General features: G+C 61.9%; 12 protein-coding genes. 7 read left to right on the top strand and 5 right to left on the bottom strand.

The features are described 5' to 3' along the window. The first annotated feature begins 5 nt into the window (after positions 1-5). Positions 6-812: a DUF72 domain-containing protein gene (locus N2597_RS09155; protein ID WP_077993688.1), complete on the top strand. Its 807-nt coding sequence runs from the start codon at positions 6-8 to the stop codon at positions 810-812. Between the two features lie 6 nt (positions 813-818). Here the strand turns inward: N2597_RS09155 and N2597_RS09150 are convergent, their stop codons facing one another. Next, the gene (locus tag N2597_RS09150; protein WP_077993690.1) at positions 819-2,291 is read right to left on the bottom strand and encodes an NAD(P)H-hydrate dehydratase; all 1,473 of its coding nucleotides are present in this window, start codon (positions 2,289-2,291) and stop codon (positions 819-821) included. Between the two features lie 343 nt (positions 2,292-2,634). Between N2597_RS09150 and N2597_RS09145 the strand changes: the two genes are divergently transcribed. From N2597_RS09145 to hspQ, 3 genes are all read left to right on the top strand, one after another. After that, positions 2,635-2,973, top strand: coding sequence for a P-II family nitrogen regulator (locus tag N2597_RS09145; RefSeq protein ID WP_003539626.1), 339 nt, complete (start codon positions 2,635-2,637; stop codon positions 2,971-2,973). Positions 2,974-3,051: 78 nt separating this feature from the next. Then, on the top strand, positions 3,052-4,461 hold the full coding sequence (gene glnA, locus N2597_RS09140) for a type I glutamate--ammonia ligase (RefSeq protein ID WP_038688890.1): 1,410 nt from the start codon (positions 3,052-3,054) through the stop codon (positions 4,459-4,461). Between the two features lie 156 nt (positions 4,462-4,617). Beyond that, complete coding sequence (gene hspQ, locus N2597_RS09135) at positions 4,618-4,947, top strand: heat shock protein HspQ (protein WP_009992774.1); 330 nt, start codon at positions 4,618-4,620, stop codon at positions 4,945-4,947. Between the two features lie 339 nt (positions 4,948-5,286). On the opposite strand, the gene N2597_RS09130 is transcribed toward hspQ, so the two are convergent. Beyond that, positions 5,287-5,940 carry an invasion associated locus B family protein gene (locus N2597_RS09130; protein ID WP_009994474.1) on the bottom strand — a complete coding sequence of 218 codons (654 nt, stop codon included), beginning with the start codon at positions 5,938-5,940 and terminating at the stop codon, positions 5,287-5,289. Between the two features lie 282 nt (positions 5,941-6,222). Here N2597_RS09130 and N2597_RS09125 point away from each other — a divergent pair, with 282 nt between their 5' ends. Together N2597_RS09125 and N2597_RS09120 are read left to right on the top strand one after the other, a co-directional pair. After that, positions 6,223-8,025: an extracellular solute-binding protein gene (locus N2597_RS09125; RefSeq protein ID WP_183596296.1), complete on the top strand. Its 1,803-nt coding sequence runs from the start codon at positions 6,223-6,225 to the stop codon at positions 8,023-8,025. A 62-nt stretch (positions 8,026-8,087) separates the two neighbouring features. After that, positions 8,088-8,759 (top strand): DsbA family oxidoreductase, encoded by a 672-nt coding sequence (locus tag N2597_RS09120; protein ID WP_038688886.1) that lies wholly within the window; start codon positions 8,088-8,090, stop codon positions 8,757-8,759. A gap of 30 nt (positions 8,760-8,789) precedes the next feature. On the opposite strand, the gene N2597_RS09115 is transcribed toward N2597_RS09120, so the two are convergent. Genes N2597_RS09115 through N2597_RS09105 form a run of 3 tightly spaced genes read right to left on the bottom strand, consistent with a single transcriptional unit; the run spans position 8,790 to position 13,079 of the window. Beyond that, a complete protein-coding gene (locus N2597_RS09115) occupies positions 8,790-9,257 on the bottom strand; it encodes an OsmC family protein (protein ID WP_183596298.1) in 468 nt (155 codons plus the stop codon). A gap of 16 nt (positions 9,258-9,273) precedes the next feature. Further along, positions 9,274-12,777 carry a transcription-repair coupling factor gene (mfd, locus tag N2597_RS09110; protein WP_183596300.1) on the bottom strand — a complete coding sequence of 1,168 codons (3,504 nt, stop codon included), beginning with the start codon at positions 12,775-12,777 and terminating at the stop codon, positions 9,274-9,276. Then, positions 12,774-13,079: an FAD assembly factor SdhE gene (locus tag N2597_RS09105; protein ID WP_009993873.1), complete on the bottom strand. Its 306-nt coding sequence runs from the start codon at positions 13,077-13,079 to the stop codon at positions 12,774-12,776. Before N2597_RS09105 ends, mfd begins: the two co-directional genes overlap by 4 nt. A 92-nt stretch (positions 13,080-13,171) precedes the next feature. Between N2597_RS09105 and recG the strand changes: the two genes are divergently transcribed. Next, positions 13,172-15,277: an ATP-dependent DNA helicase RecG gene (recG, locus tag N2597_RS09100; RefSeq protein WP_183596302.1), complete on the top strand. Its 2,106-nt coding sequence runs from the start codon at positions 13,172-13,174 to the stop codon at positions 15,275-15,277. Positions 15,278-15,322 lie beyond the last annotated feature (45 nt).

Raw genomic sequence — 15,322 nt, 5'->3', positions numbered from 1 at the left:
ACGACATGACGAAATCCGGCACTATCCGCACTGGCATCGGCGGCTGGACCTTCGAGCCCTGGCGCGGGCATTTCTTTCCCGATGATCTCAAACAGAAGGACGAGCTGCATTATGCCAGCCGCCAGCTGAAGGTCATCGAGGTCAATGGCACCTATTACAGCACTCAGAAGCCGGCGGTCTTTGCGAAATGGGCGGCCGATGTGCCCGACGGCTTCATCTTTTCGCTGAAGGCGACGCGGTTCGTCACCAATCGGCGGGTGCTCGCTGAGGCTGGGGAATCGATGGAGCGCTTTCTGACATCCGGGATCAGTGAACTCGGCGACCATCTCGGGCCGCTGCTCTGGCAGTTCGCGCCGACGAAGAAGTTCGATCCGGAAGACTTCGAAGCCTTCCTGAAGCTGCTGCCGGCAAAACAGGACGGGCTGGCGCTTCGCCACGTTGTCGAGGTCCGGCACGATTCCTTCAAGGTGCCGGAATTCGTCGCCCTGCTTGCCAAATACGGCGTGGCGCCGGTTTGCGCCGAACATTTCGAATATCCGATGATTGCCGACGTCACGGCCGCTTTCATCTATGCCAGGCTGCAGAAGGGATCGGACGATATTGCGACCTGCTATCCCGACAAGGACCTGAAGGCCTGGGCGGACCGGCTCGAGACCTGGGCGGAAGGCAAGGTTCCTGACGACCTACCGCTGATCGATAAAGACCGCAAGATCAAGGTCGAGCCGCGCGACGTCTTCGCCTTCATGATCCATGAGGGCAAGGTGAACGCACCGCATGGGGCGATCGCCCTGCAGAAATTGCTGACGAAATAAATCGAGTTACAACGGCAGTACCGCCGTTGCGAGATCTTCCGCTGTCAGACCTTTGCCGGCGCGGCGGCCTGCCTCTCCATGCAGCCAGACGCCGGCGGCTGCCGCCTCGAAGGCCGGCAGGCCCTGCGCAAGCAGTCCTCCGATGATGCCGGCGAGCACATCGCCTGAACCGGCGGTCGCAAGCCAGGCCGGCGCATTGGTATTGATCAGCGCGCGGCCGTCCGGTGAGGCGATGACGGTGTCGGCGCCCTTATAGACGATCGCGGCATTGGCGCGGCGGGCGGCGGCGAGCGCCTTGTCGACCTTGCCCAGCGCATCGTCGCCGCCGATCTCAGGAAATAGCCGCGAAAATTCGCCCTCGTGCGGCGTCAGCACCAGGCGCGGCTCGCCTTGGAACAGATCGAAGAGCTGTTGCGGATCGTCCTTGAACGAGGAGATGCCGTCGGCGTCGAGAACCAGCCGGCGATCGGCAAGGGCAGTGACATAGGCGCGCGCCCTGGCGCCGATGCCGAAACCGGGGCCGAGGACGAAAGTCTGCAGCCGGGAGTCGGACAGCCAGTCTTCGAGTTCGGCCTCGCCGTCGATCGCATGCAGCATGACGGCTGTGAGATGGGCGGCATTGGCGGCCATTGCCGCATGGGGCGCTGCGATGGTCACCAGGCCGGCGCCAGCCCTCAGGCCGGAGGCCGCCGACATGCGCGCGGCACCCGTCTTGTCGGCGTCGCCCGAAAAGACGACCAGATGGCCGCGCTTGTATTTGTGGGTCTCCAGCTGCTCGGGCGGCAGCGCGGCCTTCCAGGCATCCGGCTTGTTCTCGGCAATCAGACCGCCTGCCTCGGCCCTGATGATGCGGGCGGGAATGCCGATATCGAAGACCGCCAGCTCGCCGCAAAGCTCCCTGCCCGGCATCAAGAGATGGCCGGGCTTGCGTGTCATGAAAGTGATGGTGTTGCGAGCGCCGAAGGCTGCGCCCAGCACCTTACCCGTGCGGCCGTCGAGGCCGGAGGGCAGGTCGATGGCAAGCACGGGGATGTCGGCCTCGGCGACCTGCTCGACCACCGTGCGGACAGCGGCCGGCACCGCGCGTGCGAGCCCCGCGCCGAACAGGCCGTCGACGACGACATCGCCGCTTTCGGGCCGGTAGAGCTCGAGCCCCTGACCCTGAAGCGCACAGCCGGCCCGAGCGCGGGCGGCGTAGCCTTTCAGCCCGGAGGGATCGCCGAGATGGAAAAGCGCCACTGTCGCTCCGCCTTCCTGCAGATGCCTTGCCGCGACATAGGCGTCGCCGCCATTGTTGCCCGGGCCGCAGAGCACGACGAAACGCAGAGCAGCCGGGTAAAGCCTCAGCGCGGCAGCGGCGACCGCAGCCCCCGCTCGTTCCATCAGACCGAAGGAGTCGATGCCCGACGCGGCGGCAGCCGCATCGACGGCTGCCATTTCGGCTGGCGTAAGGAGAAGGTCGGAGAGATGTTTGCTCATCAGCCTATTCAATTCAAAAAACGCTCAAAAAACAACCGCATGAACCGTCCAGCGGAAGCCCTTATTTTATGCATTTGCCTATCTTTTCACCGAATCGAGATCTGCTTTGGCAACCACCGGAAAATGTGACTTTCGCGGTTTTCGATCTGATTTTGGGCGGGAGGCCATGTTTTTTCACTTTTCCATCACCAAAACCATATCGAATGCCCCGCAAACGCGCCGGTTTTGACAGAATCGGCGTATTTTTTCGAAAAGACGGATTTCAAACTGGCACGATATCTGCATCATATTCGGCGAGCGGGAAACATCCTGCCATAACGGGAGAAGCGGAGAGCATTTTCTCATGAAAAAGATCGAAGCGATCATTAAGCCTTTCAAGCTGGACGAAGTGAAGGAAGCCCTTCAGGAAGTCGGCCTCCAGGGTATCACAGTCACGGAAGCCAAGGGCTTCGGTCGTCAGAAGGGCCACACGGAACTCTACCGCGGTGCCGAATATGTCGTCGATTTCCTGCCGAAGGTGAAAGTCGAGGTCGTGCTGGCCGACGAAAACGCGGAGGCCGTCATCGACGCGATCCGCAAGGCGGCGCAAACCGGCCGCATCGGCGACGGAAAGATCTTCGTCTCCAATGTCGAAGAGGTTATCCGCATCCGCACCGGCGAGACCGGCATCGATGCCATCTGACCACTTTGCCTACCGCGCAAAGTCCGATACCGTCACCGCGCCCACCTATTGTCATTGCAAATTGGAGGAAGGTATTTAATGGCGACCGCAAGCGAAATTCTGAAGCAGATCCAGGAAAACGACGTGAAGTTCGTCGATCTGCGTTTCACCGATCCGAAGGGCAAGTTGCAGCACGTGACGATGGACGTTGCCGTCGTCGACGAAGACATGTTCGCCGACGGCGTGATGTTCGACGGCTCCTCGATCGGTGGCTGGAAGGCCATCAACGAGTCCGACATGGTGCTGATGCCCGATACCGAAACGGTGCATATGGACCCATTCTTCGCCCAGTCGACCATGGTCATCGTCTGCGACATCCTCGATCCGGTCTCCGGCGAGGCGTATAATCGCGATCCGCGCGGCACCGCCAAGAAGGCCGAAGCCTATCTCAAGGCCTCCGGCATCGGCGACACGATCTTCGTCGGCCCGGAAGCCGAATTCTTCGTTTTCGACGACGTCAAGTACAAGGCCGATCCCTACAATACCGGCTTCAAGCTGGATTCGACCGAACTGCCGTCGAACGACGACACCGATTACGAAACCGGCAACCTTGGCCATCGTCCCCGCGTCAAGGGCGGCTATTTCCCGGTTCCGCCGGTCGACAGCGCCCAGGATATGCGTTCGGAAATGCTTACGGTTCTCTCCGAAATGGGCGTCGTCGTCGAAAAGCATCACCATGAAGTCGCAGCCGCCCAACACGAACTCGGCATCAAGTTCGATACGCTGGTGCGCAACGCCGACAAGATGCAAATCTACAAATACGTCGTGCATCAGGTGGCCAATGCCTACGGCAAGACGGCGACCTTCATGCCGAAGCCGATCTTCGGCGACAACGGATCCGGCATGCACGTCCACCAGTCCATCTGGAAGGGCGGTAAGCCGACCTTCGCCGGCGACGAATATGCCGGTCTCTCCGAGAGCTGCCTCTACTATATCGGCGGCATCATCAAGCATGCAAAGGCGATCAACGCCTTTACCAATCCGTCGACGAACTCCTACAAGCGTCTGGTGCCGGGTTATGAAGCGCCGGTACTGCTCGCCTATTCGGCCCGCAACCGCTCGGCCTCCTGCCGCATTCCGTTCGGCTCCAATCCCAAGGCCAAGCGTGTCGAAGTCCGCTTCCCGGATCCGACCGCCAACCCCTACCTCGCCTTCGCCGCCATGCTGATGGCCGGCCTCGACGGTATCAAGAACAAGATCCACCCCGGCAAGGCCATGGACAAGGATCTTTACGACCTGCCGCCGAAGGAATTGAAGAAAATCCCGACCGTCTGCGGCTCGTTGCGCGAAGCGCTCGAAAGCCTCGACAAGGACCGCAAGTTCCTGACGGCCGGAGGTGTCTTCGACGACGATCAGATCGATGCCTTCATCGAACTGAAGATGGCAGAGGTGATGCGTTTCGAAATGACGCCGCACCCGGTCGAATACGACATGTATTATTCGGCCTAATGCTGCAATATTGAAAGTCCCGGTTCGCCGGGGCTTTCACCTTCCCAGGTCATGAACGGCAGAAGGAGGATATGACGTTCATGTGACGGACAAGTGCAAAAATCTTGATTTGCACGACACCAATCACCAAATTCGGTGATGAAAGGAAGTCGTACCATGAAAGAAAGAGTAGCAAAGTTCAGTATCGGCGAAGTGGTCCGGCACAAGGTATTCCCGTTTCGCGGCGTCATCTTCGACGTTGATCCGGAGTTCGCGAATACGGAGGAGTGGTGGAATTCCATTCCCGCCGAGGTGCGCCCCAGCAAGGACCAGCCATTCTACCATCTGCTCGCCGAGAATGACGAAAGCGAATACGTCGCCTATGTCTCCGAGCAGAACCTGGTGAATGACGAAAGCGGCACGCCCCTTCGCAATCAGCAGGTCTACCAGATTTTCGACCAAGCCCCATCAGGGCAGTTCAAACCGAAGATGAGCTTCGCCCACTAAGGTCAGACGTACCGATCATTGAACAAGGCCTCGCCTCTCCCAGCGAGGCCTTTTTCTTTTGTTATCAGATCCGGCTTTTTGCTTTTCATTGGGAAGCCCCTCTTCCGGCTGCCGCCACCTTCTCCCCGTTCTGACAGGGCGAAGGGAGCAAGCCGCGTCTCAGTTCGCACTTACCTCGCGCAGGGCACGTCCCCTCGCCCGTTTACGGGGAGAGGGTTAGGGTGAAGGGCATATCCAGAGCACGAACACACAACCGAGGCGCAAAGCCAAACCGAGACAACTGTTGGCCAATAAAAAACCCGGCCTGAAGCCGGGTTTCCATTCGATATGGCGGCAGGACTACTGCGCCTTGGCTGCCTTCTGGGCCTCTTCCAGTTTCTTGCGGGCTTCGTCAGCCTTCTTCTGCATGCCTTCCTGCAGGCTGCGCTGGCTTTCGGCGAGCTTGTTTTCGGTGACCGGTTCGCCATCATAAGCGCCGGTGAAGCCTTCGAGCGAGATCTTGATCGGGTTCGGGGCGCGGCGGAAATTGATCGACGTGAAGATTACGTCGCTGCCCTTCTTCAGGCTGGCGATCATCGCGTCGGTCAGCGGGATTTCGGCGGTGCACTTGTCCGGCAGGCAAACGGCATAATCGAGCTTCTGACCCTTGCCGCCATCGATCTGCATCATGATGCCGGGGGGAATCAGGCGTGCGGTCGGAACGGAAACCTGCAAGAGCTTGCGGTTGATCTTGCCGGAGACCGAGATCAGGCCGACGGCCGTAACGAGCTGGCCGCCATTGGCGAGGATCAGGTTCTGGACGACACAGATGTCGTTGTCTTCCTGCTTGCTGCAGGTCTTATACCAACCGAGCTTGGGAGCGCCGACGCCCTGGGCCGGAGCCTGTGCCGCAGCATCCTGAGCGAAGGAGGAGACCGGAGCCGAAGCGGCGCCGAACATCACTGCCAGAACGGACAGTGCTGCCCGCATTTTCTTTTCAGACTTGAACATCATAACGAATTCCGTCTCCTGATATCCGTTCGGGGCAGCGACCTGCCGCCCCAACCATCGGGTCGTTCGGCACTCCACCTCATGGAAAAATGAGGCAAATGCATGACCCCGAAACTTCGGGTTCACCTGTTACATCGCAGCGTTCAAGATATCCAGCTTTTCTTTGGCAATTTAAGGAGCAATTTCGCCGCTACGCCAAAGAAATGGCTCTCACGTGTTGGAATCGGTCGACCAGATGATAATCTCGCGATGAATCATGCCCTTTCACGGATCAAGGATTGCCGAATGCTCCGGATCGTCGTCCCGCTCGTCCTCTCGCTGCTGTGCGGCACTGTTGCCGCCGAGCCGTTGCATGGAATCGCGATGCATGGCGAGCCGGCTCTGCCGCCTGACTACAAGCACTTCCCTTACGTCAATCCCGACGTCAAGAAGGGCGGCAAGATCACTTATGGCGTCGTCGGCACCTTCGACAACCTCAATCCATTCATTCTGAAGAGCATGCGCACGACAGCACGCGGCATGTGGGACCCGGACTACGGCAACCTCGTCTACGAATCGCTGATGCAGCGCTCCAGGGACGAGCCCTTCACGCTTTACGGCCTGCTTGCCCAGACCGTCGAATGGGACGACGACAGGAGCTTCATTCAGTTCAACCTCAATCCGAAGGCAAAATGGTCCGACGGTCAGCCGGTAACGCCCGAGGATGTGATGTTCAGCTTCGAGCTGTTGCGTGACAGGGGCCGCGTCCCTTTCGCCAACCGCCTCAAGGTCGTCGCCAAGATGGAGAAGGTCGGCGAACACAGCGTGCGCTTTACCTTCAATGACAAGGCCGACCGAGAGACGCCTTTGATTTTCGGCCTTTTCCCGGTGCTGCCGAAACATGCGATCGATGCCGAAACCTTTGATCGCACATCGCTGACGCCGCCGGTCGGTTCCGGCCCCTACAAGGTGAAGGTGGTCAAGCCCGGCGAAAGTATTACCTATGAGCGCGACCCGAATTACTGGGGCAAGGACATTCCTGCCAAGGTCGGCACCGACAATTACGATCAGATCACTGTCCAGTATTATCTGCAGGACACGACCTTGTTCGAAGCCTTCAAAAAGGGCGATGTCGACATCTATCCCGACGGCAATCCCGGTCACTGGGCCAATGCCTATAACTTCCCCGCGGTCACCTCCGGGGCTATCATCAAGGATGTGTTCACGCCGAAACTGCCGAGCGGCATGCTCGGCTTCGTCTTCAACACGCGCCGGCCGATCTTTGCCGATCCGAAAGTGCGTGAAGGCCTGTCGCTGGTGTTCGATTTCGAATGGGCGAACAAGAACCTCTATTCCGGCGCCTACAAGCGCACGCAGAGCTTCTGGCAGAATTCCGAGCTTTCGAGCTTCGGCGTGCCCGCCAATGCCGCGGAGCTTGCGCTACTCGGACCGATCAAGGACAAGATCGCGCCCGCGATTCTCGACGGCACCTACAAGCTGCCGGTTACCGACGGCTCCGGCCGCGACCGCAACGTACTGAAACAGGCGGTCGCGCAGTTGAAACAGGGCGGCTATACGATCCAGGGCGGCAAGATGGCCGATCCCTCGGGGCGGCAACTCGCTTTTGAAATCATGACGCAGAATGCCGACCAGGAGAAGCTCGCCGTCGCTTACCAGCGTTCGCTACAGGCGATCGGCATCGCGGCGTCGATTCGCACGGTCGATGATTCGCAATATCAGAGCCGAACGAACAGCTTCGATTACGACATGATCATGAAGTCCTTTACCTCTTCGCTGTCACCTGGAAACGAGCAGCTCGGCCGATGGTCTTCGGCTGCCCGCACGCGCGAGGGCTCGGACAGCTTTGCCGGCGCCAACGATCCCGATCTCGACACGCTGATCGACCATCTGCTGAGGGCGCGCTCGGCGGAAGAATTCACCGCGGCGGTTCGCTCCTACGACCGGCTGCTGCTCTCGAGCCACTATGTGCTGCCGCTCTATCACATGGACCAGCAGTGGGTGGCGCGCAGCAAACGCATCGGCCATCCCGAGAGGGTTCCGCTTTATGGCTATCAGCTGCCGATATGGTGGGATACAAGCGCGCAATAGAAGCGGCCGAACGCCTCGGCCCGATGTCTCCTCCGGAGACACAGAGAATAAGGAAAACGATCATGGAGCGCATCACCATCGACGTGGTCTCGGATGTCGTCTGCCCCTGGTGCTATCTAGGCAAGGCGCGGCTGGAACTCGCCATCGCCGAGGTGCAGGACGAGATCGGCGTCGACATCAACTGGCGGCCGTACCGGCTCAATCCCGACTATCCCAAGGAGGGGGTCGACCAGAAGAAGGCACTGGCCGAGAAGCTCGGCGGCGAGGAGCGTGTGGCGCAGGCCCACAAGATGCTGACCGATCTCGGCCGCGAAGTCGGCATTGCCTTCGATTTCGAGGCGATCAAGATCGGCCCCAACACGCTCGATGCCCATCGGCTAATCCACTGGGCGATGATCGAAGGACGCGAGGCGCAGGACCGGGTCGTCGCCGCCCTGTTCAAGGCCAACTTCGAAGAAGGCCGCAATGTCGGCGACCACGCGGTGCTGCTCGATATCGGCGAAAAGGCCGGCCTAGACCGTTCGGTCATCGCCTCGCTGCTCGCCTCCGACGCCGATCGTGATCTGATCGGTGCCGAAATCAAGGCGGCGCAGGAAATGGGCGTCAACGGCGTGCCCTTCTTCATCTTCGACCAGCAATATGCCGTCAGCGGCGCGCAGACACCGGATGTGCTGGCGAATGCACTGCGCGATATCGCCAAGGCGAAGGCCGAGGCGCGATCGGGGCTTAACTAACAGAGGGCAAGGCCGGACACGGCCCTAGATTTACCCCAGAACCGGCACGCAGCGCACCTCGGTCTTCACCGAATTGGCGATGAAACATTCGTCGTGGGCGCGATGGTGCAGCGCTTCGAGTTGGCTCAACGAGGGCTGCTTGTCGCCGGAGAAGACGACATGCGGGCGGAGCGTTACGACGGTCATGGCGAGGCGGCCTTCGGCATTCTTCTCCATGATGCCCTCGGCGGCATCGGTGTAGCCGTCGACGCAGAAGCCCTGTTTGGCGGCGATCGACAGGAACCAGAGCATGTGGCAGCTGGAGAGCGAGGCGACGAAAGCCTCTTCGGGATCGACGGCGTCTTGGGCGGAATAGGGAAGCGGAACGACATGCGACGATGAGGACGCCCTCACCTCGATGCCGCCGTCGAACGTCCAGCGATGGACGCGGCTGTAGCGGTTGTCCGTGAAGGTCTCGCCGTTTCGCCGCCAGGCGATTGTTGCGCCGTATGTCGCCATGCCCTTTTCCCTCGGTTTATCTCGCCATCTCTGCCAGTTGCGTCATGATGACCGCGGCCCCCTGGAGGCGTTTTTCCGGTGTCGGCAGGTCGCGGGTCAGGAACAGGCTGTGGTCGGGGCGGATCTTCGCCATCGTACCCTGCTTGCCTATGTAACCGACGAGATTTGCCGGGTTCGGGAATTCCTTGTTGCGGAACTGCACGACGACGCCCTTCGGGCCGGCATCGAGTTTTTCGACATTGGCGGTGCGGCAGAGCGACTTGATGTAGACGATCTTGAGGAGGTGCTGGACTTCGATCGGCATCGGGCCGAAGCGGTCGATCATCTCGGCGCCGAAGCCGTCGATCTCCTTGAGCTCGGTGAGTTCGCCGAGACGGCGGTAAAGCGCCATGCGCAGATGCAGATCGGGAACGTAGTCCTCCGGGATCATCACCGTCGTGCCGACCGAGATTTGCGGCGACCAGCCGGTATCGTGGATCTCGTCGACGCCCTTCACCTCGGCGACCGCTTCTTCCAGCATCTGCTGGTAGAGTTCGAAGCCAACCTCTTTGATATGGCCAGACTGCTCTTCGCCGAGCAGGTTGCCAGCGCCGCGGATATCGAGGTCGTGGCTTGCCAGCTGGAAGCCGGCGCCGAGCGTATCGAGCGACTGCAGCACCTTGAGGCGGCGATCTGCCGTCGGCGTCAGCACCTTGTTCACAGGCAGGGTGAAGAGTGCGAAGGCGCGCACCTTCGAGCGTCCGACGCGACCGCGCAACTGATAGAGCTGGGCAAGGCCGAACATATCGGCGCGGTGAACGATCAACGTGTTGGCTGTCGGCACGTCGAGGCCGGATTCGACGATGGTGGTCGACAACAGCACGTCGTAACGGCCTTCATAAAAGGCGTTCATGATATCTTCGAGTTCGCCGGCCGGCATTTGACCATGCGCCACGGCAACCTTCAGCTCCGGCACATCGGACTGCAGGAAGGCGTGCACATCGGCGAGATCGGCAAGCCTCGGGCAGACGTAAAAACTCTGGCCGCCGCGATAGTGCTCGCGCATCAGCGTCTCGCGGATGACCAGGCTGTCGAAAGGCGAGATGAAGGTGCGCACCGCCATGCGATCGACCGGCGGCGTGGTGATCAGCGACAGTTCGCGCACGCCGGTCATGGCAAGCTGCAGCGTGCGCGGGATCGGTGTGGCCGACAGCGTCAGCACGTGCACGTCGCTCTTCAGCTCCTTCAGCCGCTCCTTGTGCTTGACGCCGAAATGCTGCTCCTCGTCGATGACGAGCAGGCCGAGGTTGGCAAATTTGATGCCGGCGCCGAGCAGCGCATGGGTGCCGACGACAATATCGGTCTTCCCTTCCGCCACTTCCTTCTTGGTCAGCGCCAGCTCCTTGGCGCCAACCAGGCGTGAGGCCTGCTGGATGCGCACCGGCAGGCCGCGGAAGCGCTCGGAAAAGGTTTTGAAATGCTGGCGCGCGAGCAGTGTCGTCGGCACGACGATGGCAACCTGGACGCCATTCATCGCGGCGACGAAGGCGGCGCGCAGTGCCACTTCGGTCTTGCCGAAACCGACGTCACCGCAGACGAGACGATCCATCGGCCGGCCGGCGCCCAGATCGGAGCGCACCGCGTCGATGGCGTTATCCTGGTCCTCGGTCTCATCATAGGGGAAGCGGGCGGCAAATTCGTCGTAAAGGCCGTCCGGCGTCGTCAGAACGGGCGCATGGCGCGTCAGGCGCTCGGCGGCGATACGGATCAGCGCATCGGCCATGTCGAGCAGGCGCTTCTTGAGCTTGGCCTTGCGCATCTGCCACGCGCCGCCGCCGAGCTTGTCGAGCTGGGCGTCGGTGCCGTCGCCGCCGTAGCGCGAGAGCAGGTCGATGTTTTCGACCGGCAGGAAGAGTTTGGCCTCATCGGCATATTGCAGTTCGAGGCAGGCATGCGGGGCGCCCGCCGCCTCGATGGTCTTGAGGCCGATGAAGCGGCCGATGCCGTGTTCGGCATGGACGACGATCGAGCCTTCGTCGAGGCCGGCGACCTCGGCGATGAAATCGGCGGCGCGCTTGCGGCGCTTGGAGCGGCGCACCATGCGGTCGCCGAGAATATCCTGCTCGCCGATGACGACGAGATCACCGGCCTCGAAGCCGGATTCGAGATTGAGCACGGCGGCGGCGGACTCGCCTTTGCCCAGCGCCGCGAGATCCTTCAGCGCCTCGACCGGCTTCACCTTTTCCAAGCCGTGCTCGTTCAGCACCTGCAGCAGGCGCTCCAGCGAACCTTCGGTCCAGGCGGTGACCAGCACCTTCGCCCCGTCGGCGCGTCGGTCGGCGATATGCTTGACGACGACGTCGAAGATATTGACGCGTTCGGCATCGCCGCCGCCTTCGGCATTCGAGCGGGCCCAGCGCTGGCCCTGGCGGGCCTCGATATTGACGACCCGCCTCGCCTCGCCCTCTATCTCGTTGAAGGGGCTGATGCGGATCGCGCCGAGCGCGTCGAGAGTCTTGGCGAAAAGCTTGCTGTCCAGGTAGAGCTGCCCCGGCGCCACCGGCTTGTAGGGTGTGCCCTGCGCCATCTGACCCTTGGACGGCTGGCCGGAATTCAGGCGGGCATCGAAATAATCGAGGACGAGCTTGGAGCGTTCCTCCGCCGCCTCCCGCACGGTGTGGTCGGTGACGACTCGGAAGCCGCTGAGATAATCGAAGACGGTATCGAGCTTCTCGTAGAAGAACGGCAGCCAATGCTCCATGCCGGGATAACGGCGGCCTTCGGAGACGGCGAGATAGAGCGCGTCATCACGGGTCGTCGCGCCGAAAGCCGAGAGGTAATTCTTGCGGAAGCGGCTGATCGTATCCGGCGTCAGCGTCACCTCGCTCATCGGGTTGAGATCGAGCGAGCGCACCTGACCCGTCGTGCGTTGGCTCGCCGGATCGAAGCTGCGGATCGATTCCAGCGTATCGCCGAAGAAATCGAGGCGGACCGGCTCTTCCGAACCCGGCACGAAGACGTCGAGAATGCCGCCGCGCACGGCATATTCGCCGACCTCGCGAACGGTCGCAACGCGATCGAAGCCGTTGCGCTCCAGGCGCCCCGCGAGATCGTCCATGCGCAGCTGGTTGCCGGGTCGGGCCGAAAAGCTCAGGCTTTCGATGACATCATGCGGCGCCACCTTCTGCAGCATGGCATTGGCGGTGACGAGCACGATGGCCGCATGCGGCTTTTTCCGGTGGGCGATGAGGCCGCCGAGTGCCGCAAGCCGGCGGGCCGAGGTATCGGCGCTCGGCGAGACGCGGTCATAGGGCAGACAGTCCCAGGCCGGCAGGGTGAGAACCGGAATGTCGGGGGCGACGAAGCCCAGCATCTGCTCGAGATCGGCCATGCGGTGGCCGTCTGACATGACATAGGCGACCGGCTCTCCCGTGCGGGCGAGTTCGGCGAGCAGCAGCGGTTCGAGGCCGGCAGGCACATTGCCGATCGTCAGCGGCTCGGCAATGGCCGCAAGCTTCTTCGCATCGAAACCAGGGATCATTCCGGCGTCCTGAGGGGCTTGTCGAAATCGGGCGTATAGGCGGCAAGGCGGGCAAACATCGGTGTCTGGAAACGCTCTGGCACCGGCCAGGTTCCCATGATCCAGCGGAGCAGGTCATTATCCTCTTCGGCCATGATCGTCTCGAACTCGTCGAGCTCGGCGTCCGAAAGCGTCGCGATCTCGGCTTCGGCGAACTGGCCGAAGACCAGATCCATCTCGCGGATGCCTCGATGCCAGCAGCGGAAAAGGATGCGGCGGCGGCGCGGGTCGAGACCGGCACTCGTGAGCGTGACACCTGTCATGGCATTACCTTCCTGTTGATGCGCCTCTATAGCCACTCGAAAGCGGCTTGTCAGCCTTGCCAAGGCCGCATTGTTCATCGCATTTTGACCGCATGCGCCCCGCCATTCTCGATCCGCTGTTTTCCCCCATTTCGGGCCTTCCGGGCGTCGGCCCGAAGATCGCCGAACTGCTGGTCAAGCTGCTCGGTCGCGAGACGCCGGAGGATTGCCGGGTCATCGATCTCCTCTTCCACGCGCCCTTCTCGCTGATCGACCGGCGCAATCAGCCGGGAATCGCCTTGTCGCCGCAGGGTGCGATCGTGACGATAACCGCCCGCGTCGACCGCCACCAGGTTCCGCCGCGCGGCAAGACCAATGTGCCCTATCGCGTCTTCCTGCATGACCAGACCGGCGAACTGACGCTGGTCTTCTTCCGCGGCCAAGCGGCTTGGCTGGAAAAGCAGCTGCCTGTTGATGCCGAGGTGACGGTCAGCGGCAAGGTCGACTGGTTCAACGGCCGCGCCTCGATGGTGCATCCGGACTATATCGTCAGAGCGGAGGAAGCGGAGAACCTGCCGCTGGTTGAGCCGATCTATCCGCTGACGGCGGGGCTTTCACCGAAGACATTGCGCAAGATCATCGATGCCGCCCTGCCGCGATTTCCCGAGCTGCCGGAATGGATCGACTCGGCGCTGGCGCAGAAGCAGGGCCTGCCGTCGATCCGCGACAGTTTCCATATGCTGCACGAGCCGCGCGACCCCGCCGATATCGACCCGCAAGCCCCGGCGCGGCGGCGGCTCGCCTATGATGAGTTCCTCGCCGGCCAGCTGTCGCTGAGCCTGGTGCGCCAGCGGCTGCGCAAGGTGGCGGGCCAGCCTGTGCAGGCGACGGGTGCGGTCAGCGGCAAGATCCTGAAGGCGCTGCCCTTCTCACCCACATCAAGCCAGAACGAGGCGATCGCCGACATTTTGAATGACATGGCCGGCAACGAGCGCATGCTGCGGCTGCTGCAGGGCGATGTCGGTTCCGGCAAGACGCTGGTGGCGTTGATGTCGATGGCGGCGGTGATCGAGAGCGGCGGCCAGGCCGTTCTGATGGCGCCGACCGAAATCCTGGCGCGCCAGCACCACGCGACGATCTCGAAATTCGCCGCCTCCGCCGGGCTCGGCATCGAGGTGTTGACCGGGCGCACCAAGGGACGCGAGCGGGAGGAGATCCTGGAGCGCATCGCCTCGGGTGCGGCGCAGGTCATCATCGGCACCCATGCGCTGTTCCAGGATACTGTATCTTACGCCAACCTCATGCTGGCCGTCGTCGACGAGCAGCACCGTTTCGGCGTGCATCAGCGGCTCAGGCTGACGGCCAAGGGCATCTCGCCGCACATGCTTGTGATGACGGCGACGCCGATCCCGCGCACGCTGGTGCTTGCCGCCTTCGGCGACATGGACGTTTCCAAGCTCACGGAAAAGCCGGCCGGCCGCAAGCCGATCCAGACGATCACCGTGCCGATGGAGCGCACCGGCGAGATCGTCGGCCGGCTGCAGAGCGCGCTTGCCGAGGGCAAGAAGGCCTACTGGATCTGCCCGCTGGTCGAAGAGTCCGAAGAGCTCGACCTGATGTCGGCCGAGGAGCGGCATGCGACACTTGTTGCCGCACTCGGCCCCGATATCGGCCTCATCCACGGCCGCATGAGCGGGCCGGAGAAGGATGCGGCGATGATGGCGTTCAAGAACGGCGAGAGCCGGCTGCTCGTCGCCACCACTGTCGTCGAAGTCGGAGTCGACGTGCCGGATGCGACGATCATGGTGATCGAACATGCCGAACGCTTCGGCCTGGCGCAATTGCACCAGCTGCGCGGCCGGGTCGGACGCGGCGACGAAGCGTCGACCTGCATCCTGCTCTACAAGGGGCCGCTCGGCGAGACTGGCCATGCCAGGCTTTCGATCATGCGGGAAACGGAGGACGGATTCCGCATCGCCGAGGAGGATCTGAAGCTGCGCGGCGAAGGCGAGCTGCTCGGCACCCGGCAGTCCGGCACGCCGGGTTTTCGTATCGCCAGCCTCGAGGCGCATGCCGACCTGCTGGAAATTGCCCGCAAGGATGCGGCCTATCTCATCGAGCGCGATCCGGAGTTGACCAGCGACAGAGGACAGGCGATCCGCACGCTGCTCTACCTGTTCCGCCGCGACGAGGCGATCCGGTTCTTAAGAGCAGGATAAATCGCGCCGCGGCGCTTCAATCTTCTTTCCATGCATGTCGTTATC

It is taken from the genome of Rhizobium sophoriradicis (genome assembly GCF_025200795.1).
Lineage (GTDB): Bacteria > Pseudomonadota > Alphaproteobacteria > Rhizobiales > Rhizobiaceae > Rhizobium > Rhizobium sophoriradicis.
This window is presented reverse-complemented; position numbering and strand designations above follow the sequence as displayed.